Raw genomic sequence first — 25,115 nt, 5'->3', positions numbered from 1 at the left:
CAGGATAAGAATAATCCTTATAAGTTGTAAGACGGTTTTGAGTCAATCTGCTGGTGTAGAGTAAGTTTTTTAGTCAATTAAAAAAGAAAATACATGAAGACATTAAGAATATTTCATCCAGTAGGACAGGGAGCATATTATACTGAAGTACACGAAAATACCGCCGGGGATTCCGTATTTACAGTTGTGTTTGACTGTGGTTCTTCCACTTTCACTGGCAAAAAATTGGAAGCCTTGGTGGGAGCCGCATTCGCCAAAAATCACCAAATCGATATTTTGTTCCTGTCGCATTTTCATGCGGACCACATAAACGGTATCGATTATCTGAAAAAAAAGTATAAAATAAAAAATGTGGTTCTGCCCCTGCTTGATGACGAAGCTAAGGTTCTGCAGAAGGTGAGTAATTTTTTGGATTCAGGAATTACCGATACCCAGTTAATTGATGAGCCTGAAAGTTATTTTGGTAATGATACCACTATTATAGAAGTTGAGGCTGTTGAAAATCCAGGTGAAAATTCCGAGGGGATTACGGGGGAAGGAGAGCAGGTTTCTGATTATAATGGCAGAAGAAAAGTTAGTATTCCTAGCGGTAAGATGCTGATGGCAGACAAAGCGGCAGCTATCGATTGGCTGTTTATTCCTTTCAATTATAAATACAAATCAAGAAAGGAGATGTTTGTGGCAGAACTCCAGAAATTGGGACTAGATCTGTCCCAAATTGATACCATTGAAAAAATTTCAGCCCATAAGGCAGATATCAGGAAAGCATATGACAAGGTTAAAGGAGACCTGAATGAGAATTCACTGCTGTTGTTTTCCGGAAACGCCGATAGCAAAGTAATTTGGTCGGTGGTGAACAATCGATATAATCCTTTTTACTATGATCGCGTGTACAGAAACTGTATCTATTTTGGTGATATCAATCTAAATGCGACTGGAATCGTAGAGGATATAAAAACAAAATTAAAGATGTTCCTGCCTACTACAGGCACAATGCAGGTGCCTCATCACGGGGCGATTGGTAATTTTAACAGAGGGATACTGGAAGATGCGGGATTCACGTGTGCCATACAAAGCTTTGGAATCAATAACAGTTACGGACATCCGTCCTCAACTGTGGTGGGAGAACTGGTCCGGAATAATGTATTTTCATTCAGTGTTACTGAAGAGCCTGATTCCAGGTTAATACAGTTTAGTAATCAGGATGAAGAGATGTTTAATATGGTTGAGTAGTAGAGCTGAAGACAGGTAAATTATTTTGCTGCGATCTAGGCTGGCGCTTATTTTCAAAACGGGATTCGAGTAAAAAGGTCGAATCCCGTTTTTATGCTGATGCTATTTTTGCTGTGATACTGGGAGTGTTTTTGCAACAAAACTTAAAAAGGTGAAACATCAGTGATATTTGTGTTACATTAGCCTAAAAGCTATCTACTTCAGTTCATCTGTAAGGCAGAAACCTAGAACTCTCTTAGACTATTTCTAAAATCATTTTTTGTCTTCTTCAAAATTTGCCAATTCTTTCTTGACTTCTTCAAGTAACTGCTGCTCGGTCGGAAGGTATAAATGATACTGGCTTGCAATAATACTTTTGTTGCTTTCAGGTAATGTGAATTTTACTACTCCGTCATTCTTATCAGCACACAGCAATATTCCTATAGTAGGATTTTCGCTGTCGTTTTTTTCAATGCGGTCATAATAATTGACATACATCTGCAATTGTCCAATATCCTGATGGGTAAGTTTGTGCGTTTTAATTTCTATCAAAACAAAACACTGAAGTAATCGATTGTACAAAACCATATCTACAAAAAACTCATCTCCATCAATATGTATTCTTTTTTGTCTGGAAACAAATGAAAATCCATTTCCAATTTCTAATAAGAACTCCTGAAGATGAGTGATAATTGCCTTTTCCAGATCTTTTTCATAGTATGCAGCTTCGCGTTTTAAGCCTAAGAATTCTAAATACATTGGATCCTTTATAATTTCTCGGGCATCTGAAGGTAGTTTTTCATTTTGTGCAATTGCCAGTACACTTTCTTGATCACTGCTTATTAAGAGTCGTTCAAATAGACTGCTGTTTATCTGGCGCTCCAGCTGGCGTGATGTCCAATTGTTTTTAACGCTTTCGGCAATATAGAACTCTCTTTTTTCTTCATTATCAATGGATAGGAGGAGTTTATATTGTGTCCAGCTCAATTGTGTCCGCAGTGCGGACACAATTGGAAATGTCCTGTAAAATTTTCGATACCAATTCAATTGGCGGTATGAAAAGCCGGTTCCGTATTGGGGCTGTAATTCTTCTGCAAGATATTGAATTAAGTAAGTGGCGTAGTCGGCTCTTTCTTTTCCCTGCTGTTCTTCCTCGAAAATTCGTTTTCCGATCGACCAATACATGGTAGTTCTTTCATTATCGACAGCTCTAATTGCGCGTTCTTTTGAAGTCTCAATTATTGCTTTTATATCAGGAATTATGGAGTGGTTTTTTAGCATTTTTTTAAATTTAATAGTTAGGTGTAGTTGATTAAGTTTTAAAAGGAGGTTTCAAATCAAAAAAAACTCTTCTTGAAAGTATTTTACCTAAACTTGGATTTAAGTTTTTCCATATCTTCCATTATGTTTACATCTAAAACTTTTGCATAATGCTGTGTCTGCTTGGTATTGGTATGTCCCATCATTGCAGATACATTTTCTAGTCTTACTCCGTTTCCTAAAGTGACAGTGGTGGCAAAGGTATGCCTGGCCACATACCATGTAAGATGTTTGTCTATGCCACAGACATCGGCGATTTCCTTAAGATAAGCATTCATTTTCTGGTTGGAAATTTTCGGGATAAGACCCTTCTGCTTGTTTTTATATTTAGCAATAATTTTTTCAACTGTTGGTAGTACAGGAACATTGGCTCTGATGGCAGTTTTTGCTCTGCTGGTCATAATCCATAAGTTTCCAGTGGAATCTTCTGATAAGTTTCTTTCGGTCAGCTCCAAGGCATCGACAGGCGCATATCCTGTGTAGCAGCTGAAAAGAAATATGTCCTTAACTTTTTCTAGACGTGGCGTTGAAAATATTTTATTCTCAATTGTATTCAGTTCCTGCTGTGTCAGGAAAACGGCATCTTTTACGCTGAGCCTGCCGTCATAAATATTGAATGGGTTTTTTATGATCAAATCCATCTTAATGGCGTAATTGCAGGCAGTTTTATACATTTTCATATACTTTACCACTGAATTGTTTTTGATACCTGACTGCTCTTTAAAACTGCTCTCATACTTAAGGAACTGCTCCAGTTTAAACACAAATGAGCTTGATAGCTCCGATGCTGGCAAATCTTCCTTTTTATAGTTGTTATTAATGAAACTCAAAAGAAGGTCTTTTGCCCTTTTGTACTTTTGTAGTGAAGCTGGCGCGCGTTCTCCTGAGTTAACTCTTTTGGTGAAGAATTCATTGTATTTGTCTATAATCTCAATTATGGTTGGACCTTGTGGCTGGCCGACTTGAACTTTTCCGGTAAGTTCAGCTTTTAATAGTTCCAGATCAACTTCAGGATCAATCCTGAAGAGTTCAGTAAACTTTTTTTCGGCATTAAGCTGCATAAGATCAAGAGAACTTTTAATTACCTTTTCTTTTTCCGCCTTCAGTGTATTTTTTAGGTGGTTTGTCTGAATCCATCTTTCTTTCGAGATGAATTTTCCTGAGGCGATTGTAATTTTTTTGCTTTTATAAGAAAGTCTTAGAATAATAGAGCATTCTCCGTCGCGGTTAACTCTGCCAGATTTTAGCAGAAAAATGGTTTTTAACATGTTATCTAGTTTTAAAATTAATAATCAAATTGAATTAAAAATTTTAAGAGAGCCCATTGACAGCAGGGAATTCCTGGGGAATTCTTTTGTTTTAGTGGTCCAATTTTGAGAAAAAAGATCTCAAAAAAACTGGGTTACTAATTGTGCCACCATTCTTTGATAAAACATGTGCTTTTTGAAAAGTTTGTAAAAACGAAAAAGCCTTTAAACACTAGTGTTTAAAGGCTTTTGACTTTTAAAGTTTCTTTTGAAACTTCTACTGGCGGAGAAAGAGGGAACAAAACAGCTTAATTGCTAATTAACTCTAAACAACTGAATTAGAACAAAAAACCTTGTCAAGTTAAGTATTTAAAGGGTTTTTAATAAAAAATATAATTAATTTGAATTAGGTTGAATTAGTATAAATTCGCTTTTGGTCGGACAAATGTCGGACAAAATATTTTTTTATGATAATGCTACTATATATATTTGTTGCAACTAAAATATAAAATATGGCTACAATAAAATATTCGATTAGAGGAAATAATAACCCATCAAAAATATACATCCGATTTGTTGCAAATAGAGAAACTGATATTAAACTGGCAATTCCGTTAGTTATCAATCCTGCATATTTTAATAACGCAAGTGGTAAAATACGGAAAGTCTCCCAGTTTTCTGAAAGAGACAATTTGCAAAATGAATTAGACACTTTAGAATCCTATATAATTAGCAGATATAATAAAAGTGGTACAGGTTCAGATATAGTTAATAAAGACTGGCTAAATGATTGTCTAAATACCCATTTTAATAAAGCCGAAAAGACAGATAGCAATTTTATTCTTAATTATTGCGACCTCTATGTCGAAAAATTGGAGTTAAAAACCAATGACCGAACTGGAGAACTCGGAACATCTAAAGCAACAATTACAAAGTACAAAACAATAAAATTAAAAATACAGGGGTTCCAAGAGTATAAACGCCACAAGTATAAACTATCTGAAATTGATTTAAAATTTAGAAATGATTTTCTCAAATATTTACTTGAAGTAGAAAAGTTAGGCAGAAATACGGCAGGGCGTTATATTAAATTTTTAAAGACCATTTGTTTAGATGCTCAAAAGTCAGGCTATACCGTTAGTCCACAACTTCAACAAATTAAAGGTTTTAGTGTTCAAATAGATAAAATTTATCTTAATTGGAATGACTTAAAGAAAATCGAAAAAGTTGAATTGAAACAGGCGCATTTACAAGATGCAAGAGATTGGCTCTTGATAGGTTGCTATATTGGGCAACGTGTTGGAGACTTATTACAATTAACAAAACAAGATATTAAGCAAATAGGAAATTTAGATTTCATAGAACTTGTCCAACAAAAAACTAAAAAGAGAGTTTCCATACTTGTACACGATAAAGTAAGGGCAATTTTAGATAAAAGAAATGGAAACTTCCCACCTCTTTATAGCAAGAACATTGAAAGTTCAAAAGCTAAATTTAATTTATACATTAAAGATGTTTGCCAAGAAGCCAAATTGAATGAAACAATTTCGGGCGCAATAATAAACCCTGATACTTCTCGAAAAGAAAATGGAGATTTTCCAAAATGGAAGTTGGTTACTTCACATATTTGCAGACGTTCATTTGCTACGAATTATTACGGAGATATTCCGACAGGTTTACTACTGAACGTAACTGGACATAGTACCGAAAAGGAGTTTCTAAATTACATTGGAAAAACACCAATAGATTATGCTCAACAAATGGCGATTTATTGGAACATACAAAGTCAAAAACAAGAAAAGAAATCAGTTATGAGAATTGCTAAATAAACAAGTGTCAAATCCATTGCAATACCATTGCAATTAATATTAGAAGCCATTGCAATACGCTGAAATTCGATTAAAATATGACTGTTTGGGTTGTTTTTATTTCAAAATAAGAGACGGGATTGATCGATTGATTTATATTTTTTAAATTTGAATTTAAAATTCATTAATAATAACTTTGAATAAGCAGTGGATAAAAAAACCATTTTTAAAATCCTTTTAGTTGTAATTTTTGTTACAATTTTAACATGCAGTTTCTGGACATTGCTTTTTTATAAGCATGCCATTATTGGTGAAGTTGTTTGGGATATTAATCGAATTTTTATCTCCGTTTTAACTTTTTATTTGATAATAAAATTAACTGTTTCAGCTAGGTATATTGATTTAATAAAGATTTATTTTCGGATAATCTTTAGAGTTTGGTTATTGATTTTTATAACTTTTTCGATGTATAAAGGAACTGAAAGAGTTGCTTTTTTACTATCAATATCATTTATATTTGGCTATTTTGAGGGGCTAATTGACATAGATGCTTGGTTGAAAAACGCTACTCAAAGACAATTTAAATTTTCATTTGTAAATCAATTATTGGCGAATAAAATTATGGCAAGCGTAATTTTTATAAACTTCATTCATTTTTCTTGCGCAATCATTTTATGGATTTTCTTTAGATATTATTGATTAATAATTATTCTAAATCCCATTAGCCTTTTTGTTGTATTAAGGGCTCTGTTAAGTTCCAAATATTACCATATAAGTCCTCAAATGCTAAAAATTTGCCGTAAGGTTCTTTAATTGTTGGTTCTATAGTAATTGGCACACTATTTCTCATTAAGTTGATGTAATCTCTTTGAAAATCATCCGTCTCTAATGATATAATTGCACCCCCACCGATTTGATTTCCTACTCTGTCTTTTTCGTCTTCCTTAACAGCCTTGGTTAAAAGAATATTACAGTTTTTAGATCCATTTGGTGACAAAACTACCCATCGTTTTTTATCTTCAATGATCTTATCTTCAATGATCTTATCTTCAATGACTTTAAAGTTTAGTTTTTTTGTATAATAAAAAACAGCATCATCATACTCGTCAACTACTATAGCAATTAATGCTATCTGTATATTTTCCATTTGATTTAAAAATTATTTATTTCGATTTCTGTACTCGATAGTTGAGAATGCAACACCAAAGTTTTCATCAATTGTGTAGTCAAAATTGAGTAGTAAGCCAATTTTTATGAGTGCTTGATGATGAATGCAATGTTCTAAGTTATAAACCAATTCACGATAGTAATTGGTATTAATACTGATTATTTCATCAACTCCATTTTGTTGCAACAAAAAATCTTTATTCGGTTTGTCTATAGTGTCAAGCAATACATCAATTTGCTCGGCTGCAAAATTACTATCGGTTTCAATTAACTTATTTCGATCTCTTTTATCATAGTTCACTATTCCGGATTTATATTCATTGGCTACACACTGAAACATTTCTATTATATGTCGTGTATGTTCGCCAATGCTAGCGTTACTCAATTCAGAACAACGCATGGCATAATCTTTATCATCCATTTGAATGAGTAATGCTTTCACTTGAAGTAGACAATGATTTATAGATTTTATTATCATGTATTATATTTTAAGTTTTAATAAATCAGGGATTTTATTTTTGTTCATCAATATTAAATAGATGCTACAAGCAAAGGTAATTGATGCTAGAATAAATAACAATCCGCCATCATTTTTAACCTCTATTCCCAATACAAATAAATGTGATATAATTGCACCAACCATAGTGCCTAATGCTAATAAAGCACCTAATAAAGTTGTTCTAGGAATTAGAATCAATATTGAAGCAATCAGCTCGACTACGCCAGAACTTATTCTACCAAAAGGTTCGATACCTAATGTTTGGAAAATATAGATACTTTCTTCAGCTCCTGTAAATTTGAAGAAAAGTGTTTGCAACAAGATAACAACTGCTGTAAGTTTAATTATCCAAGTTAAAATGTTTGTTTTCATGTTTTATTTTATAAATTTTTTCCAATTAGCGTCTGCTTTGGCTTTAAGTTTTGCTTCGTCTTTGTTCCATGTTTTTAGTGTATTGTTGAAAAAAGCATTGTAAAAAAGGTTTAATTTTCCATCAACAATTTTGAAAGTTTCTGGGTCGATTTCTACTTTTTCTCCAGTTGCTCCCATGGCATATGAACACCATCCACCATATTGTGGTTCGTATTGGCTTGGGTTTTTAAGAAACAAATCTTTGTCTGCTTGTGATGCGAAATAATAAGTGACTCCTTCGTATGTCGATGCAATTGCAGATTTTCCTTTTATCGCTTTCTTTTGGGTAAAATAGGCAACAGGGTCATAGCCACTAATAGCGACTCCTTTTTCTAAATTAAATTCTTTAGTTCTTTTTGCTACTGTTTGTGCAAATGTTGTAACAGATATGAGTGCTACGAATAGTACTAGTGCTAATTTTTTCATTTTTTTAAATTTTTATAGTTGTTACTTTTTATTTGTTCCAATTTTCATTGGCTTTCTGAATTCTTTTTTCCTTGTCTTTAAGCCAAGTTTCTTTTACTTTTAAATTATAATTGAGATATAATTTGTTGTCAACAATAGTAAAAGCTTCTGGTTTAATTGGTGCCTCATATCCTTCTGACATACCATAAGCACAATAACCACCAAATTGAGGAATGTATTGTGTTGGATTTTTTAAGAAAAGTGCTTTGTTATTTTCATTAGAAAAATAATAAGTTGTTTCTTGATAGGTTGTAGAGATTTCCTTACTGCCTTTTGTGGCTTTACTACTTTCGAAATACGCTACAGGATCATAACCTTGTATTGCAAGACCATTTTCTGCATTTACATGTTTGGCACTTTTTGAAGTTTGTGCGAATGTTGTGGCTGATACTAAAGCCATCAATAAAATTAAAATTTGTTTCTTCATTTTTTTTATTTTTAAATTATCTATTTTGATAAAGCAAAAGTAAAACGGAATGAAAACTCAAAATGTCATCTAATATACAAACAGGATAAAGTAATAGGATTTTAATTTATTCCCCTAGCAAAACCGACTGTTTCACGGTACACTTGAGGCGAAACATCAGCATTGTTTTTGAAAAATCTGCTAAAATAATGCTCATCATTGTAACCCAATTCAAAAGCAATCTCTTTAACGGCTTTATTCGTTAAATACAATTCGCGTTTGGCTTCAATAATAATGCGCTCTGCAATTAGATTGGTTAATGTTTTATTGAAATGATTTTTTGTAATTGTGGCTAGTGCTTTTGGTGTAATATTTAGCAAGTCGGCATATTCACTGGCAGAATGTTTTGTTTTAAAATGAAGTTCAATATAATTTTTTAGATTCTGAAGAATAAAAGGTGTTTCGTTTTTATCAGCTTTTACTATTTCCTTTGGTTGTTGTTCTTTTTTTAATCTTGATGCAGTGATAAGAATTATTTTCAAATATGAGGTTAATAATTCATATTGTGCTAAATCCGAATTTTGCATTTCAATTTTGATACTTTCCAAAGCCATATTGAAAGTGCTTTGTGCTATTTCATCAAGATTTACATAAGGAGGTTCATAAATATTATTGAATAATACTCCATTGCAAGCTACTTCTTGATGGTGTTTGATAATACAAAAAAAATCAGGATGGAAATGTATCGCAGTTCCCTTAATTTCAGCAGCATTGGATAACATAAAAGGTTGATAAGGTGCAAAAGCCAACAACTGATTTTCAGAAAAATCATATTCATAAAAATCAACTTTCACTTGGCCGTGTCCTTGTTTTATCCAAATTAGACTATAATAATTCAGTCGTTGAATGTGGTCAAAAAAGTTGTTATTATCAAACGAAAAAAGTTTGAAAGCTAAATTACCATTTTGAGGATTGATTAATGTAAAAGTGTTTTTATTTATCATTTATTTCAAATTTCTATCGCTTTCCTCAATTTCCAAATCATTAATACTAGCAAAACGTTTTTGCATAAGTCCATTCGCATCAAATTCCCATAATTCATTACCGTAAGCCCGAAACCATTGTCCATCTTGATTTTGATATTCGTATTCAAATCTTACAGCCATTCTATTTTCACGAAAACCCCAAAGTTCTTTTTTGAGTTTGTAGTGCAGTTCGTTTTGAAATTTACGAGTTAAAAATGCTTTCACTTCTTCACGACCATCAATAAATTCTGTTCTATTGCGCCATTCGGTATCGATGGTGTACGCTTTTGCAATTCGTTCAACATCCTTACTGTTCCATGCATCTTCGGCAAGTTGTACTTTTTGAAGTGCTGTTTCCATTGTAAATGGTGGTAGTGGTAGTTTTTGTTCGGTTGTTTCCATAGTAAAAAAACAAACCAACTCGTTAGGAATTGGTTTGCTAAATTAAAAATTATATTGTTGTTGCTAGAGGAAAATCTACTGGAATTTTTGTTAAATTATGTAAGTAATTCATTGCTGTTTTGTCGCTTACTTGCAAAATCAAATCTACCAAATTTTCATTTGTATAGCCTTGAGCAAAGAAAGCATCGACACTATCTGAATTGGCATTTCCTCTTGTTTTTGTAATTTCTGCAGCCAACTGAACTAGTGAATGCAATTTAGCATCTGTAGATTTTCCAATTCGGATATCCAACAATTGTTCATCTGTAAAACCGTTCATTTTTCCTAAAACCAAATGCGCACTCTGACAGTAAACGCATTCATTAACTTGACTAACGATTAAATTTACTGCTTCTTTTTCTTTATTGGATAAAGAAGTTTTGGCATTTTGATAGGCTAAAAAACGCTCTAATCCGTTTTTTGAATAGGCAATAGTGGCATACAAATTAGGAACAAACCCTAACGCCTTTTGTAAATTATCAAAAATTGCTTGATTTTTTTCTGAAACTTCTGCTCTAGTTGGAACTGTAAATGTTGTTGTACTCATTTTTATATTTTTAAAATTGATAGTCATTATTGACAGTACAAAGATGCAACAGCTTCAAAAGAGAAAAAATGGATAATATTCGCAAGGAGATGGACAATTTTCCTAATAATTAATATTGTATTCTAATACGAATGATTACTTAATTTCTAACTGCTTATTTTCAATCCTTTATAACGTTTTGTTTTTATTTGTCCTTCCAATTCCACCATTTTAATTTTTCAGTGTTGTGTTTTGATTTGGCTGTATTTGCATAATAAACAGCACAGCGGAAAACATAAAGCATACATCTGTCTTGAACAGAGCCTTTAAATTTATTATGAAGTTCGTAGATTATTTGAGGGTCATGTCTTTTTAGGTCAGAAACTGACTTAAAACCAATATTCCAGAGGTCGTTGGCAATTGTCTTGCCGACTCCTGGAATTTGTCTTAATTCTTTAAGTGAAGTTGTTTTAATTTGCACTTTGGGAAAAAGTTAAGATATAGCCATTGTTGTCTTCTATGGCAAAGTCAGTTGCTCCATAAAATGTTTTGTGCATTTCTTTCACAATTTTCACTTTCCCTTTCAAGCTTTCAAAAACTTCTTGAACATTTACTACATTGATGTAAAAAGTTAAACCGCCACCTTTTTCAAATTTTTCAAGTTGAGGATATTCAGATTTAATGTTTTTCCTCTCTTGAAACATAAAAGTAACTGTTCCATTTTGAACCATTCCCCAGTCAAGTTTTCCACTTTCGGGAACTGTTACAAGTTTTGTAAAACCTAAAACATTGACATAAAAGTCAATAGTTTGATTTACATCGTTTACCATTAAGTTTGGCGATAAAGATTTCATTTGATTTGTCATTTTACTTTTTTTTTGAGTTTGACCATTTACACTGAAAACACTACTGATTGCTAAAATTAAAAGGAATTGCTTCATCGTCTTTTTTTGTGCAAAGGTATTATGTAGGTCTGGTCGAAAATTGTATAAATCGGTCGTTTTTATTTTTAGCTAAAACTTTTGGTGTTGTTCCTGTGTGCTTTTTTACTTCTCTTATAAAATGAGGCTGGTCTGTGTAGTTTTGTTGAGGGAATAATTCACCTTTTTTTATGTCGTCAAATGATTGTTTGCATTTTAATACGTTGCAGTATGTTTTTAATGAAAGACCAAATATTTCATTAAAGTATCGATTTATTTGTCGTGGTGTCCAAAATATTTGGTTTGCAATTTCTTGAATAGTCAATGAACCATTTGTTTGAAACAGTAGATTGAATAATTTTTGCTTACGTTCATCAACTACTTTTCCGTCTATGATTTTGGAAATAAATTGCAAAGAAAGTTCTTCTGTCCAAAGTTGGAAATTGGCAAAATTAGCATTCTCGAAACCTAGAAAATGTAGAGGTAAATTTTGATGCTTGTTATGTAGGATTGATAAACTTTGATCTAAAATATAATCTGTTGCGAGAGGTAAAAAAGAAACACCAAAAAAAGCTGTTTTAGCAGGAATAACTACTTCAAAATCTGTCGTGTAGATACCAGTTAGTGAAACATTATTTAATTTGTTGTCCGTAACAGTTACTATAATGTCAAAATAGCCATCGGGTAAAATGGTGCAATATTGATTTTCTTCTGATGAATTGCTAACTGCCCAAAAGCGTTTTACAAAATCTGAGAGTAATTTGTCAGGTGATATTTCTTTATAAAGAATTTTACTCATTTATGATTAATTTGAGGATTTATAAATATTATGTGCAAGTTATAAATTTTAAAAACGTTCTTTTATATACTCCACAGCATTTTTAATAGAATAGGATTGAGTTAAATTTCCAACACGTACATAGAACAATTCATCTTTATCTGTTTTAACATAAATTGGTTGATGGCTAGCATCACATTCGGCACGTAAAACTAAATGATTGTTTAAGCTTACTATAGAAAGATGTATCTGCAAAGTAGCATCTTTACCCAAACGTGAAGCAATAAGATGGTTGAGGTGTAGCATCATCTTATCGGCATTTTCAAAATTGTCGTTTTGTATTCCTAATATAGAACCATCATCGCGAACTCCAATAAATAATACGCCGCCTTTGGCATTAAGAAAACCAGCTAATGTTTTTATGGATGCTAATTCTAAATCGGCATCTTTAGTATTGGTATGTGTATTCCATCGCAAAGAGCTTTTAAATTCTATAAACTGCGTTTCTCCTTCTTCAATTAAAATATGCGACGCAATTTGTGACCTAACCACTAATCGAGAAACCAAATTATTGGCTATTTGGCTCACAATTTTATAGGCTATTTTTGGGTTGATTGTAAAATTTTTGATGGCATTGGCATCAATTTCAATTACTTCGGTTGTAGCTGTTGCTTTGGCAGTTGCCAAACGCATATTATTGTTAACTACTGCCCAATCTCCAAAAACTTGTCCTTGAGAAATATCGATTATTTTTTTATTATCAAAAATTAAATGAATGTGTCCTTTTGTCAATAAAAATAAAGAATTGGCTGGTGTAAGTTCTGAAAAAACAATTTCGCCAGGATTAAAATTTTGATATTTAGAAATGTTACTAATTTCAATTATTTCCTCATCAGAGAAGTTTTGGAAAAATGCAGCATCTTTAAATTTTGTAATCATTTGTATTTATTTAACAGTTGAAAAAGAAGTCTCTTTTCTATCATTGTATATAGGAGATTGTTCAATAGTTTTGAGAATTGTTTCTGGATTTAGATACCGCTCGTTTTTGGTCATGTATTGTAAATTATCTGCTCCGCGCCAATACTCAATTTTTAAATTTTCTCTAACCGATTTACTCCAGTCTAATAATTGATAACCCAATTTGTGATTGATACAAATGTGATCTGTTCTGTTTTCAAATCGATCAACTTGTTTTTTAGAAAATATTTCAATGATTAATAAATTTGTCATTTTACTAAAACCTTTGTTCCTGTAATCGAAAACATGAGAAAGTTCGTGACCAAGAACGCCAATCTGTGCATTGAAGTTTAAATTTTTTAGTAGTATTGGTTCTAACCTTGAATTGGTTGCTTCGCTAATAGTAATAATGTATTTTCTTTTTTTTGCAGATTGCAAGAGTCCAATTAGTTTTGGTTTGGAGGAAAGTGGTGTGTTGGTTTTTTTTAATCGGAATTCGATTTTGGTATTTTTAAGTTCTGGGAAATAGGAAAGTGCAATTAAAATTTGGGTTTCATATTGCGTTGGAATAATTTTGTTGTACCCAAATTTTGTTTTTAATTCTTGAATCTGTTCTGTGTTAAAAGTAATCGGAGAAAAGTTTTTTACAATTTCTTGGGCGTTCATTGACAACGAAATGAAAACTATTAGTAAGAACAATGATTTTATTTTATAATCAGGTATCATACAAATTATTCTGTTTGATTTGGAAGATGACAAAAGCTAATAGGTGTTTTTGACTTTGCAAATTCATATCCTTCTTGCCACCATTGTGTCATTTGTTCGGTATCAAAATGGAGTGGATTATCAGTTAATTGTCTTGGAGTGAAATAGAAGTTGATGTTTATTTTTTTGTCCATGCCAACTAATTTTCCAATCACAATATCTTTGGTATAATTTTGACTGTTCATGAACTTAAACGTTCTGAAAATAAGCGAGAATGCGTTATTTATTTTGTGATTTGTATTGGTATGTTCTTCATTTTCCAATATAATCACATCAATATCTGTTGCGCCATTTTCAATTGCATAGAGAATTGGAATAAAGTTTCCAAAACCTCCATCGGCATATTGAAATCCATTTTTAGTAAACAAACTCATGAAAGGCGTATAGTTGCATGAAGCCCAAGCCCAATCACAAAAATTTTCATAATTGCATTGGTCTGAATGAATGTATTCTGTTTTGTCTAAAGTAAGATTAGAAACGGTAAAAATTAATTTCTTATTTAATGTTGAAAGAGCAGTAAACTCTTCTTGGGTAATACTTTCTTTGATTAAAGTTCGCAAATTTTCACTCTCACCAAAAGTGGCACTACCTTTAAGAAAAGTGCGTAATGTATTGAAGTGATTTATTTTAGTTTCAAAACCTTTTTTGTTTTTTTTAATTTTGAAAGGACAAATACTAAAAATACTATCTTGAGTTACTGAAGTATAAATTTGTTTGATCTTATCAATTTTACCTAATGCTAAATGAGGTAAAAGCAAACTGCCGGTGGAACAACCTACAAACATTTCATAATTAGTGCAACAGTCATTAATAAGATATTCTGCAATACCACCAGCAAATGCTCCTTTACTACCACCACCTGATATTACTAATGTTTTCATTACATTTTATTTAAAGTAAAAGTCATTTCGAAAGCACTTTTGCAAGTGAGTGCAAATGTGCTTTCTGATGACTAACCACCAATCATTTTTATTGTTTTTTTAATTACTATTTTCAATATCGAAAGAAATCATTTTCTGTTTCACTTTTGTAGTCAGTTAAGAGCCAAGTTAAAAACACCAAAATTGCTAAACCGAAATAAAAATTTCGCGATAATTCATTTTCAATCTCGCCCAAATAAAATGCTACTCCTACAAGTGCGAACGAAACTACTAGTTCAATCCAACCGTGATGCTTAAACTTTATAAATTTAATTACACCATACTCAAAATTTGTACAAATTGTAACTAATAAATGAATTGTCCCTAATAAATAAGTGAATAATTCTGCTCGTTCTTGAAGTCCAAAAATGGATGGTGAAGCGAATAGGAATAGAACAAATAAGTAGTCTACTATTCCGTGAATTTTTGAATTTAATATTTTCATACTATTTATTTTTTAGTTAGTAGAAAACACACTTCTCTTTTTTTAAATGTATTTTCAAGTTTATTTTATTTTTATTTTCTCGAAAAATCATCAGATAAGTGCTTTTGCTCTCTCGCATAAAAGCACTTTCTAATGATCATCCTAACCAATCAAAAATCAACCTTTTTCATATTCTTATTAGCCTAAAAACTTAAGTCAACTAAATTTTGAAATGCACGAGAATAATCCATAATAGCATTTGCTATATCAACAGCCACTTCTTTTTTAGATTTTAAAGCAAATGTGTCAATAAACATATCTTTACTTAAAATAGAAACCTTATTGGTGTCATGACCAAAGCCTTGGTCGTTTGTGGGTGAATTCATCACTATTAAATCAAAATTTTTCTTCTCTAATTTTACTTTTGAGTTTGCCAATATATCATTGGTTTCTAAAGCAAAGCCAATAGATTGTTGAAATCTTGTTTTTACTTTTCCAAATTCATAAGCAATATCTATGTTTTTCTTTAGCTCTAAAGAACATTCGTCATCAATCTTTTTTATTTTAATTTCAGAAGTAATCTTTGGCGTATAATCTGCAACCGCAGCGCAAAAAATTGCAATATTGGTACTATAAAAATGCTTTTTGCATTCTTGATACATTTCGTTTGCCGTTTTAACATACGTTATTTTTTCTTTTGGTAAAGTTGTGGTTAAATTGACTGGACCACTTATAAGATAAACATCGGCACCTAGTTCATGAAGCGTTTCTGCGATGGCATAGCCCATTTTGCCGCTAGACTCATTGGTTATGTAACGAACAGGATCTAAATATTCTCTAGTTGGTCCGGCTGTAATAAGTATTTTTTTGTTTTTGAGTGTGGTTTCCATTGGTTGTGTTTTTTATTGAGTTTTTTTAATATGATTTTAATTAATTTAGTTTTTTCCAAAACACTATTTTATCTTCTCCGTCTTTCCAAAAGTCTTTGAGGATACCAACTTGGGTATAACCAATTTTTGGATAAAAATTTCTTGCACCAATTTGAGCATCGTCACTTGATGTTTCTACAATTAGTATTCTGCCGTCTTTTTGTTTGATAAGTTGTTCAATATAATGCATCATTTTACTTGCTAATCCTTTTCTTTGAAAGTCTTTTGATACACCTATTGCTAACAAATTATATGTCCCTTTAGTAAATTTTTCTGGCACACAATATCCCATTGCAACTGGTTTATTGTTGTCAAAGTAAGCAAACCATATTTCTTCTGTTTCGGGATTATTAAAATAGTCTGCTATCATATCATCAAGATATTCTGATGGGAATAACTCACTAGAATCTAATACTTCTTTTAATCCTTTTAAATCTTCTTTATTGACTTTTCTAATTTCCATCGGATTTATTATTTTTTAAATAAAATGTTTATAGAACTAACATCATTTCGTTAGTGGTTTCTTCAAAACCATTTTTTTGAAATATTCTTCTGGCAGAATCATTTTGTTTAGCCACTTGCAACATTAAAATTGGAGATCCTAATGTTTTTGCAGCTTTTTTAGAAGCATCTAATAACAATTGTCCGCCTTTTTGACCTCTCATTTTATCATCAACAAAAATGTCATGTAACCAAGCTCTTTGTAATGAAAGATCAACTAAGCTATCATCCTCTAATTTTGTATAAGAATACCCAACAATTTCTGATTTAGAAAACAGTACTATTATAATAGATTTGGTGTTACGCAATTCTATTTCAAAATGCTCTTTCAATAATTGACGATGATTTGGGAATTTTGAAAATCGGATGGGATTAAAATTTATATGCTGTTGATTAATTTCAAATACATATTTTAAAAGCCCTTCCAAATCTTCAATTGTGGCTTGTCTAGTTTCCATTGTCTTTTTTTTCTTTATCAAACAAAGTTAAATCAATCCAAAAAGTATTTTGTCAGCTACATGTCAAATCAACTATAATTTATTTTTTTAAACGTGATTTGAATATTTTTTCAAACTTTTCAATTTTGGGTTGAATTACTAACTGACAGTATCTTTGATTTTTATTGTTTTCGTAATAGTTTTGATGATAGGCTTCGGCTTTGTAAAATTGTGTAAGCGGTTCAACAGTTGTTACAATAGGACTGTCATATACTTTTGCTTTATTCAATGTTGCAATAATACTTTTAGCTTCTGTTTTTTGAGCTTCGTTTTTATACAATATTACCGAACGGTATTGTGTTCCTACATCAGCACCTTGACGGTTGAGTGTTGTTGGATCATGCACGGTGAAAAACACTTTAAATATTTCGTCTAAACTAGTTATGCTTTTATCATAGGTAATTTGAACTACTTCTGCATGACCTGTATTTCCTGAAGACACTTCTTCGTAACTTGGATTATTAGTTTTTCCTCCTGCAAAACCAGAAACAACTGATTTCACTCCAATTAAGTTTTCATATACCGCTTCAACACACCAGTAACATCCACCGCCAATAGTAATAGTTTCAAGATTGTTTGTTTGCTTTTTAACTTCTTTATTTTGTGCTACTAAACTTAAACTGGTTAGTAAGCACATTGCAATTATTTTTTTCATTGTGTTTTTTGTTTAATTAATTTCTGATTTTGTTGCACCAATAATGGCTCCGGTATTTGAGTTTTGAAGATATGCAACCACTAGATAATCGGATGGTATTTTATCTGAATTGAATTGAAAACTAATTTTATTATTCGTTTTTGTGTATTTATTTATCGTTTTAAAGTCGAAAACAATATTGTAACTCGTTTGTTTTAGACCACTATTTTCTCCTCGTTTGATACTTGTGAATTCTTTTTTCTTTACTAATGCTAGATTAATAATTGTATTAGCAGCTGTAGCATTAGTTTCATACTCTATAGCCAATAAGTTTTCATTGATAGATGTTTTTTTGATGTTGATATGAAACTGATTTTTTACAGCTAATTCTTTATTCACTAAACTTTCAATAGCAGTTTCTTTGCTGCCAACTAATTCGTGCTTGCCATTGATGACTATTTGAGGTGTATAGTTACCTTGTGCATTTAATTGAGTTGCGTAGTTGCTTTGTCTTTGTGTGAATTCTGATTTACTAAATGGGTCATTCCACCCAAGTCGGTTCCAGTAATCAACATGAAACGCCAATGGAATGATGTTTGGATTGTTTTGAGTAGCATATTTCGCTAAAACTTCATCGGCTGGCGGACAACTGCTGCAACCTTGAGAGGTAAAAAGTTCTAGCACTACAAAACCATTTTGTTCTGCTTTGGGTTCTTTATTTCCTATCACTTTCTTTAAAGTAAAACTTGATAATCCGATAAAGATTACTATAATGCAAGTATTGATAAACGTTTTATAAACTGAATTTTCCATATTTTTTATTTTTATAAGACAAATTTATGAAGAGGTATAAAGTCTAATTGTCGCTTAATTTACAAATGAGGTTAATTGGGATTTTATTAACTTTTATTTTAATTTACTGATGTCTTCAATTATTAATTCTTTCCTATTGTAGTGAATTAATCCTTCATGCTCCAGGTCATTTAATAAAATAGTTGCCGTTTGCCTTGATGTACAAATAATTTGAGCGATATCGGTTTGTGTAAGATAGTTTTCTACTGAGTAATGATTATTGTTTTTAACGCCTTCATTTTCAGCCCAATCTTTTAAAAACCCTACTAGTCTTGTTCTTGCGTCTTTAGAAACCAAATTAGAATAGCTATTTTTAATTTTTTTCATCTTTAATCCCACAAATTTGGTGTAGGTCAGAGCTAGACTTGGATTTTGTAACAGTAAATTCTCAAAATCCGACATTAAGAAACTACAAATGCTCACTTCATTTGTAAGCGCAATAGCTTGCTCGTTTGAATTTACATCATTTGCTAAATCTAATTCTCCGAATAAATCACCTCTTTGAATAATATCTTTTATAGTTTCATTTCCGTCTTCATCAATAGAAACAATCTTGATATTTCCTGTTTTTAAGAAAAAAATTCTGGGTACTTCAGAAGATGAAAAATAGATAACTTCTCCTTTTTTAGCCTTCTTGAAACCTACAATTATGCATAGTTGTTTGATTTGAGCTGAATTTAATGCGCTAAATAGTTTGTGATCTCTTAAATACCAATATTTTAATTCTTCGTACATGATTTCTGGTTTTAGTTTGTTGTAAATAGGTTAGTTTTTTATGTAGTCGAATCTTAACTTTATAGTGCATTTGCAGTCATACCGCCATCAACTATTATATTTTGACCTGTGATATAAGATGCTGCAGGCATCGCTAAAAATGCAATTGCACTTGCCATTTCAATTGGTTGTGCTACTCTTTTTAGAGGTGTTCTTGCAACAACATTTGAAGTTTTTGAAGCATCTTTTAATAATCCTTCGGTTAAAGGAGTTTCTGTAAACCAAGGCGAAACTGCATTTACACGAATTTTATCGTCTGCCCATTCAACAGCCAAATTTCTTGTGAGTTGAATTAATCCAGCTTTTGAAATTCCATAAGGTGAACCAGTTCTAACATCTAAACTACCTGCAATGGATGCTAGGTTGATAATTGATGGAAAAGATGATTTTTGCAAAAGCGGATAAAGTGCTTTACTAATCATAAACGGTGCTTTAATATTGGTATCGACAACATATTGATATTCTTCTTCTGAATATTCGATTGTTGGTTTTCTTAAATTGGTTCCAGCATTATTTACTAAAACATCTAATTTTCCCCAAGTTGATTCAATATGTTTTTTTACTTTTTCAATATCATCGGTATTGGTTACATCAGCTACAAGTCCATTTATATTTTGATATTCTTTTCGTAATTCATTTTCAAGCGAAGTAATTGCTTCTTGATTTCGAGCTGTAAATAATACATTGGCTCCTAATTTTAAAAACAATTCAACTGTAGCTTTTCCTATGCCTTTACTACCACCAGTAATCAAGACATTATAATTTTTTAGTGTGAACATTTTTTTATTTTTTTAATTACTATTACTTTTTTAGTTGGTTAATTATTGCTTGTGGTTCAGCTCTTTTTCGGTAGTCAACATCGATAAAGCTGTAGCTTATTTCACCATTTTGTTCAATAATGTAAGTTGCTGTTAATGGTAATTCATCACCAGAACCACCATTAAAATCTTTTAAATCATGAAATTTTTTATAAAAAGAATTTACTTCCTCGGTTACTTTAAAAACCAAACCGAATTCTTTAGCTACTTTATTATCAATGTCACTAAGTACATCAAAAGTCAATTCGTTTTTTTCTTTGGTGCTTAACGAATTGTCTGGTAACTCTGGAGTTAATGCAATTAATTGTGCATTTAACTCGTTAAATTGAGCATTATGGCTTTGAAGACTTCTTAAGGTCAAATTACAATAAGGACACCATCCGCCGCGATACCAAGTGAGTATTACTCTGCCTTTTTTTAATTTTTCTTCTAATGAAACTGCTTTTCCTGAAGCATCCATTAGTGAAAAACTAGGTGATTTATCACCTTTTTTTACTGCATTTGCAATAAAATTGGCTTCAACCAATTCGTCAATACCTTTTTGAAAAGTGTCACTAACCGATTGATCAACTTTTGATGACCAGTTTTTTTTGAAATCTTTTAATTGATCTTCTAGTGAATGATTTTTATTTTTCATTGTTTCCATGTTTTTTTAATTTAGTGTTGTTTTAATTTGATTGCCCATTGATAAAAGTTTGTGAACTGGACATTTTTTTGCTATTATTAATAATCTCGCTTTTTGTTCTTCGGATATACTACCATTAATCTCAATTTCTGTTCTGATTGATTGGCTTCCAATATTTTCAGTCATGCTCAACGAGATATTAATTTCAAGAACTTCCCAACCTTTTCTATCAGCATACATTTTTAAAGTAGCAGTGGTGCAAGTTGCCAAAGCTGCTAAAATCAATTCAAAAGGATTTAAACCTTTGTCCTGACCTCCATCAATTATGGGTTCATCGGCAATAATTTGATGATTTCCATTACTTATTAGCGTTGTATAATTGTTGCCTTGAAATTGTGATTTTACAGATGTATTTTCCATTTTGATTTCCATTTTGATTTCCATTTTGAAATTAAAAAGCCACATCAACAACATAGTTGCGGTATTTGGCAACAAAATCAGGCTGAATAATGAACTGGCGTTTTTTGACTTTAGTGATTTTAAAGCAAGAAATAAAATCTTGAATTTCATCTTGGTTAAGTTCAACTCTTTTATTGATGTGCTCAATTAGTACCTGATGTTGTTCCATATTTTTTTTGAAAATAATCGTTATATCCCAAAATAAATTTTTAAGTTAGGAAAGTCAAATTTAGTAAATCTAAATAGGAATACCAATTCTTTAAATTTATAGAATTTATGAGATTTGCTTTCTAGTTTCAGAACCGGAGATTGTTAAGAATTTTTTTCTATTTTTTAATTGCAATTGTATTGCAATGCCTTTCAAACCCTTTAAAATAATAATGTAATCATATTAAAACATTACCCTAACATTGCAATTAGAGTTGAAATGATTGCAATGGTTTTGATACTGAAATAATGTTATCGTTTTGTAACCCTGTTACCACACATTAAAATTAAGTGGGATAGGATGTTACTTTTGTTGATTTGTTGAAATCACTTTGTAGAGCCTTTTATTTAATAGGTTTATGACTTCAACAAATTTTCAACACGCTGTCAACAAAAAAATAACTCAATACTCCGAAATATATTTTGTTGACAGCTTGTTGATGCCCTGTTGCCCTGTAAAGTACTGTTTTTATTGATTTTTTTCTTGTCCGTCAACAAATCAACAATTATTTAATAAATTCTTCTTTCTTGAAAGTATAGAATCTTCCTTTTCGATTTTCAGTATAAACACTCCATTTCCCGTTATTCATTGTTGATAAATCCAAACTGTAAAAATTGTAGCTGCTATTTTTAGGTTCAAGTTTAAAATTCTCTGTAATTATTTTAGACACATAATTTTTGCCTACTCTGATATTGGCTAGGTTTAATTGTTCGTGCAAATCTTTAGTAGTATAATACAATTCATCTAATTCAAGAGTGTAGAACTGGTCAATTAAAAACTCTTCTATTTCCTTTTCAATAGAAGTTCTATTTCCACGAACTAAAACATCTAATGCTTTGGTATAAATCTGCTCTTTAGTAAACCACATTCGGGTTGTTCTTTGGGTTTCGATTTTCCTATGAGTTAAATGATATGCGAATGAAGCAATTTCTTTTCTCATTTGCTCTAATAAGTCTGGATTTTCTTTTGCAAAAGGATTGACTTTAATTACCCAGTATCGAATTTCTAAATCGTCAATCTTAATAAAGTTTTCTTCATTATTTGAACATAAAATAAACTTACCGAAAAACTCGATTTCAGCTTTGTCAACTCCTTTGCCCTCTAGTTTGTAATGATTAGAAGTTGAAAGGTTTTTAATGCGCTCACTGTCTTCTTTTTTGTCCAGTAAAACTTCGTCAACTGCCACAATTAATTTCCCTGCCCAATCTGAATTAAAACGACTTCTAAAGTCTTCATTTTTATTGATGGTCATATTGCCTTCAAAAATCAGTTTTAAGAGTTTTAGAAAGGTACTTTTACCTGTGTTTCGCTCTACACTTACCAAACATAATATCGGCAAGATTTGACTGGGGTACTTCCAAAGAATTGTTAAATAATCTAATGCTAATTCATACTGTTTACCAAAAAGATGTTGCAGAAAGAGTTTTATATTTTCCCAATCTCCTTTTTCATTCACACAATAAGAAAGAGGTTCATACTTATTGTAAAAATTATTAATCTCTCTTTGATAATTTATGTGCGACGGAAACGTACAGAAAGTTTCATATTTTTTTATTCCTTTCAAACTGTCTTTCCCAAAATCATCAATAATGGTGGCTTTATTCCATTTTATCAATGATTTCATATTGTCGCCACTCATAAGAGGACATAATACTTCCTTAAAATATTCTGTTCCCACACGGATATACTCTTTCATATTTCAAAAATTATAGATGCCATTTTTGAAGGGTCAAAGTTATGGGAATGCTTGTTTTTTCTGATTGTGATTAGAACACCGTGCAATTCAGAATCTTTTAATAAAACGCTATTGATATTGTTTGATAATAATTTGAAATTATGATTATCGTAGCCCTTTATAAGTTGCCCGATTAATTCGCAGGATTCAATGTATTTTCCAGTTGCGTAAACTAGATTATTGTCTCTATTATAATCCACTCGTAACCTAGCAAAATCGTTTTTTAAGAAATTCAAATGACTTAAAGCATCTGAAATTAAAGCTTGATTATTGGTTTGCATAAAAAGTGTATTAAAGTTGACCAAATTGATTTTTTTGATTCAATGATTTTAAAACCTCACTTTTTTTATAGCGAACTTTATTTCCAATGCGATAGGCAGGAATAATATCTTTTTTAGTCCAGTCCCATAAAGTAACTAAACTAACCGAAAGGAGTTTTGCAGTTTCTTCTCTGGTAAGAAGTTGGTCTGTTTGCTCATTCAGTTGCAATGAGCCAGCATTGTTTTTTAATGCTAAAAGAACGCCATCAATGATTTCATTTTTGAATTCTGTTGCATCGATGTTTTCAAGTTGTATTACGTTTTTCATATCCTATAAATTTTAAATTATAGGGCAAACTTAATTTAGTCGAATGGGGTTAAAACTATTAGGGTAACCCTGATGGTTACCCTAATAGCTTTTTTATAATTTCATCTGCTTGTTTTCTGTCGTTTAAAAATTTTTCTGAATTTTCAGAACTTTTTTTATCAAACTCAAGATAAATCTTTTTAATGTTGTCTTTATTTTTACCTAGTAAATGACTAAGTATTTCGCCTTTTTTTGTTGCACTAATGCTGCTCCAGTCTTTTATGTTTATGATTTCCTCAAGTAGAAAAACCTGTAATGAAGTATCAACAGAATTTGATTTCTGTTTAGTGTCTTTTAGTTTATTAATTTGCTCTTTACAAAAATCTATTTGTGCCTTTATGGTATAATATTTTACCCATAAACTTAAAATCTCTTTGGGAGCATCTGACATTTCAATATCTGATGTTAAATACTTTTCAATAAAAGTAATTTCTCCACTAAGACAATCAAAGATTAATTCCTGCCAATTTGCAAACCCATTAAACTCTTTTATTTTAGCATAAACAAGATATTCCGACTCATTTTTAACTTGCGAATATAAATCCTTGTGCTTTTTTTCTAAGTATTTTATTTTTTCAATATTATCAATTCTACCTTCTAAATTGGTTAAAATCTTATTTAAATCAAATTGCGTGTCCGTTGCTACAACTTCAACAAAAAAAAGAATGGAAGTATATATTTCTTTTAAAATGTCTGGATTTATATGATACTCTTTTGCTCCTAATGTTATCATAGTATCAAATTCTATTGAATCAGTTTTCACATTGTCAATAAAAATTTCATCTTCAATAAAAACATTGTGCAAAACAAGATTTTCCATATTTGAAAGTATTAATTCTTCGAGCTTAAATTTGTTTGCAAATTTTCTGTTCTCTATATCTTCGTAATCCATTATTAATTTTTTATGTAGATTGTTTTTGTGTCTATTTTGTTCTTTTCGACCCAAAAATAAACTTTTAGATTTTCAATTTTATAAAACTAAAATTAATCAAGCTTACTATTTGACTGAATAATTCATTATCGGACAATAATAGAAAAAGAATTTAAAAACTGAATATTTTTTTTGAAATTGGGACAACCGTCGGACAAGAAGAGAATAAAAAAACCGTAAACACTTATTTATAAGTCGTTTACGGTTTAGTGTTGCGGAGAAAGAGGCTCCGCC

Annotated in this window: 33 protein-coding genes; 2 read left to right on the top strand and 31 right to left on the bottom strand. The window is 31.1% G+C overall.

Going from position 1 to position 25,115, the window contains the following annotated elements; genetic code table 11:
- The first annotated feature begins 93 nt into the window (after positions 1-93).
- Positions 94-1,233 carry an MBL fold metallo-hydrolase gene (locus NLG42_RS20285; RefSeq protein WP_257682148.1) on the top strand — a complete coding sequence of 380 codons (1,140 nt, stop codon included), beginning with the start codon at positions 94-96 and terminating at the stop codon, positions 1,231-1,233.
- A gap of 252 nt (positions 1,234-1,485) precedes the next feature.
- On the opposite strand, the gene NLG42_RS20280 is transcribed toward NLG42_RS20285, so the two are convergent.
- Together NLG42_RS20280 and NLG42_RS20275 are read right to left on the bottom strand one after the other, a co-directional pair.
- Positions 1,486-2,493, bottom strand: a complete 1,008-nt coding sequence (locus NLG42_RS20280) for a PDDEXK nuclease domain-containing protein (RefSeq protein WP_257682147.1) — start codon at positions 2,491-2,493, stop codon at positions 1,486-1,488.
- Positions 2,494-2,576: 83 nt separating this feature from the next.
- Positions 2,577-3,800 (bottom strand): site-specific integrase, encoded by a 1,224-nt coding sequence (locus NLG42_RS20275; RefSeq protein ID WP_257682146.1) that lies wholly within the window; start codon positions 3,798-3,800, stop codon positions 2,577-2,579.
- Positions 3,801-4,291: 491 nt separating this feature from the next.
- On the opposite strand from NLG42_RS20275, the gene NLG42_RS20270 reads away from it, so the two are divergent.
- On the top strand, positions 4,292-5,608 hold the full coding sequence (locus NLG42_RS20270; protein WP_257682145.1) for a phage integrase SAM-like domain-containing protein: 1,317 nt from the start codon (positions 4,292-4,294) through the stop codon (positions 5,606-5,608).
- A 700-nt stretch (positions 5,609-6,308) separates the two neighbouring features.
- Here the strand turns inward: NLG42_RS20270 and NLG42_RS20265 are convergent.
- The 29 genes from NLG42_RS20265 to NLG42_RS20125 form a co-directional block, all read right to left on the bottom strand.
- Positions 6,309-6,734, bottom strand: a complete 426-nt coding sequence (locus tag NLG42_RS20265; protein ID WP_257682144.1) for a VOC family protein — start codon at positions 6,732-6,734, stop codon at positions 6,309-6,311.
- Positions 6,735-6,746: 12 nt separating this feature from the next.
- The gene (locus NLG42_RS20260; protein WP_257682143.1) at positions 6,747-7,232 is read right to left on the bottom strand and encodes a DinB family protein; all 486 of its coding nucleotides are present in this window, start codon (positions 7,230-7,232) and stop codon (positions 6,747-6,749) included.
- Between the two features lie 3 nt (positions 7,233-7,235).
- The gene (locus NLG42_RS20255) at positions 7,236-7,625 is read right to left on the bottom strand and encodes a DoxX family protein (RefSeq protein WP_257682142.1); all 390 of its coding nucleotides are present in this window, start codon (positions 7,623-7,625) and stop codon (positions 7,236-7,238) included.
- A gap of 3 nt (positions 7,626-7,628) precedes the next feature.
- Entirely contained in the window at positions 7,629-8,090 is a 462-nt protein-coding gene (locus NLG42_RS20250; RefSeq protein WP_257682141.1) for a YHS domain-containing (seleno)protein, read from the bottom strand.
- Between the two features lie 28 nt (positions 8,091-8,118).
- The gene (locus NLG42_RS20245; protein WP_257682140.1) at positions 8,119-8,556 is read right to left on the bottom strand and encodes a YHS domain-containing (seleno)protein; all 438 of its coding nucleotides are present in this window, start codon (positions 8,554-8,556) and stop codon (positions 8,119-8,121) included.
- Positions 8,557-8,657: 101 nt separating this feature from the next.
- Positions 8,658-9,539, bottom strand: a complete 882-nt coding sequence (locus NLG42_RS20240; RefSeq protein WP_257682139.1) for a helix-turn-helix transcriptional regulator — start codon at positions 9,537-9,539, stop codon at positions 8,658-8,660.
- Positions 9,540-9,920, bottom strand: coding sequence for a nuclear transport factor 2 family protein (locus NLG42_RS20235; RefSeq protein ID WP_257682138.1), 381 nt, complete (start codon positions 9,918-9,920; stop codon positions 9,540-9,542).
- Between the two features lie 91 nt (positions 9,921-10,011).
- Positions 10,012-10,548, bottom strand: coding sequence for a carboxymuconolactone decarboxylase family protein (locus NLG42_RS20230; RefSeq protein WP_257682137.1), 537 nt, complete (start codon positions 10,546-10,548; stop codon positions 10,012-10,014).
- 184 nt (positions 10,549-10,732) lie between these two features.
- Entirely contained in the window at positions 10,733-11,008 is a 276-nt protein-coding gene (locus NLG42_RS20225; protein WP_257682136.1) for a helix-hairpin-helix domain-containing protein, read from the bottom strand.
- On the bottom strand, positions 10,998-11,393 hold the full coding sequence (locus NLG42_RS20220; RefSeq protein WP_257682135.1) for a VOC family protein: 396 nt from the start codon (positions 11,391-11,393) through the stop codon (positions 10,998-11,000). Before NLG42_RS20220 ends, NLG42_RS20225 begins: the two co-directional genes overlap by 11 nt.
- Before the next feature lie 97 nt (positions 11,394-11,490).
- Positions 11,491-12,246, bottom strand: coding sequence for a helix-turn-helix domain-containing protein (locus tag NLG42_RS20215; RefSeq protein WP_257682134.1), 756 nt, complete (start codon positions 12,244-12,246; stop codon positions 11,491-11,493).
- 48 nt (positions 12,247-12,294) lie between these two features.
- The gene (locus tag NLG42_RS20210; protein ID WP_257682133.1) at positions 12,295-13,164 is read right to left on the bottom strand and encodes an RNA-binding domain-containing protein; all 870 of its coding nucleotides are present in this window, start codon (positions 13,162-13,164) and stop codon (positions 12,295-12,297) included.
- Positions 13,165-13,170: 6 nt separating this feature from the next.
- The gene (locus NLG42_RS20205; protein WP_257682132.1) at positions 13,171-13,848 is read right to left on the bottom strand and encodes a hypothetical protein; all 678 of its coding nucleotides are present in this window, start codon (positions 13,846-13,848) and stop codon (positions 13,171-13,173) included.
- A 65-nt stretch (positions 13,849-13,913) separates the two neighbouring features.
- Complete coding sequence (locus tag NLG42_RS20200) at positions 13,914-14,828, bottom strand: patatin-like phospholipase family protein (RefSeq protein ID WP_257682131.1); 915 nt, start codon at positions 14,826-14,828, stop codon at positions 13,914-13,916.
- 112 nt (positions 14,829-14,940) lie between these two features.
- Positions 14,941-15,312: a hypothetical protein gene (locus NLG42_RS20195; protein ID WP_257682130.1), complete on the bottom strand. Its 372-nt coding sequence runs from the start codon at positions 15,310-15,312 to the stop codon at positions 14,941-14,943.
- Positions 15,313-15,494: 182 nt separating this feature from the next.
- Complete coding sequence (locus tag NLG42_RS20190; protein WP_257682129.1) at positions 15,495-16,181, bottom strand: phosphopantothenoylcysteine decarboxylase; 687 nt, start codon at positions 16,179-16,181, stop codon at positions 15,495-15,497.
- Between the two features lie 40 nt (positions 16,182-16,221).
- The gene (locus NLG42_RS20185) at positions 16,222-16,683 is read right to left on the bottom strand and encodes a GNAT family N-acetyltransferase (RefSeq protein WP_257682128.1); all 462 of its coding nucleotides are present in this window, start codon (positions 16,681-16,683) and stop codon (positions 16,222-16,224) included.
- Positions 16,684-16,711: 28 nt separating this feature from the next.
- Entirely contained in the window at positions 16,712-17,179 is a 468-nt protein-coding gene (locus NLG42_RS20180; protein ID WP_257682127.1) for a GNAT family N-acetyltransferase, read from the bottom strand.
- A gap of 79 nt (positions 17,180-17,258) precedes the next feature.
- Positions 17,259-17,873, bottom strand: a complete 615-nt coding sequence (gene msrA / locus NLG42_RS20175) for a peptide-methionine (S)-S-oxide reductase MsrA (protein WP_257682126.1) — start codon at positions 17,871-17,873, stop codon at positions 17,259-17,261.
- 12 nt (positions 17,874-17,885) lie between these two features.
- On the bottom strand, positions 17,886-18,665 hold the full coding sequence (locus tag NLG42_RS20170) for a DUF1223 domain-containing protein (RefSeq protein ID WP_257682125.1): 780 nt from the start codon (positions 18,663-18,665) through the stop codon (positions 17,886-17,888).
- Positions 18,666-18,758: 93 nt separating this feature from the next.
- The gene (locus NLG42_RS20165; RefSeq protein WP_257682124.1) at positions 18,759-19,439 is read right to left on the bottom strand and encodes a Crp/Fnr family transcriptional regulator; all 681 of its coding nucleotides are present in this window, start codon (positions 19,437-19,439) and stop codon (positions 18,759-18,761) included.
- 59 nt (positions 19,440-19,498) lie between these two features.
- The gene (locus tag NLG42_RS20160; RefSeq protein ID WP_257682123.1) at positions 19,499-20,257 is read right to left on the bottom strand and encodes an SDR family oxidoreductase; all 759 of its coding nucleotides are present in this window, start codon (positions 20,255-20,257) and stop codon (positions 19,499-19,501) included.
- 22 nt (positions 20,258-20,279) lie between these two features.
- Complete coding sequence (locus tag NLG42_RS20155; protein ID WP_257682122.1) at positions 20,280-20,942, bottom strand: peroxiredoxin-like family protein; 663 nt, start codon at positions 20,940-20,942, stop codon at positions 20,280-20,282.
- A gap of 6 nt (positions 20,943-20,948) precedes the next feature.
- Positions 20,949-21,353, bottom strand: a complete 405-nt coding sequence (locus tag NLG42_RS20150; RefSeq protein ID WP_257682121.1) for an OsmC family protein — start codon at positions 21,351-21,353, stop codon at positions 20,949-20,951.
- Between the two features lie 19 nt (positions 21,354-21,372).
- Positions 21,373-21,549 (bottom strand): hypothetical protein, encoded by a 177-nt coding sequence (locus tag NLG42_RS20145; RefSeq protein WP_257682120.1) that lies wholly within the window; start codon positions 21,547-21,549, stop codon positions 21,373-21,375.
- A gap of 544 nt (positions 21,550-22,093) precedes the next feature.
- Positions 22,094-23,284, bottom strand: coding sequence for a primase-helicase family protein (locus NLG42_RS20140; protein ID WP_257682119.1), 1,191 nt, complete (start codon positions 23,282-23,284; stop codon positions 22,094-22,096).
- Positions 23,281-23,604 (bottom strand): hypothetical protein, encoded by a 324-nt coding sequence (locus NLG42_RS20135; protein WP_257682118.1) that lies wholly within the window; start codon positions 23,602-23,604, stop codon positions 23,281-23,283. The genes NLG42_RS20140 and NLG42_RS20135 overlap by 4 nt, the downstream gene beginning before the upstream one ends.
- Before the next feature lie 10 nt (positions 23,605-23,614).
- Positions 23,615-23,911, bottom strand: a complete 297-nt coding sequence (locus NLG42_RS20130) for a helix-turn-helix domain-containing protein (RefSeq protein WP_257682117.1) — start codon at positions 23,909-23,911, stop codon at positions 23,615-23,617.
- Positions 23,912-23,987: 76 nt separating this feature from the next.
- Entirely contained in the window at positions 23,988-24,770 is a 783-nt protein-coding gene (locus NLG42_RS20125; protein ID WP_257682116.1) for a hypothetical protein, read from the bottom strand.
- Positions 24,771-25,115: the final 345 nt, after the last annotated feature.

The sequence above is a fragment of the Flavobacterium plurextorum genome (genome assembly GCF_024638035.1).
GTDB classification, from domain to species: domain Bacteria; phylum Bacteroidota; class Bacteroidia; order Flavobacteriales; family Flavobacteriaceae; genus Flavobacterium; species Flavobacterium plurextorum.
Note: the sequence above shows the minus strand (reverse complement) of the source record. Positions and strands in the feature narration are given on the sequence as shown.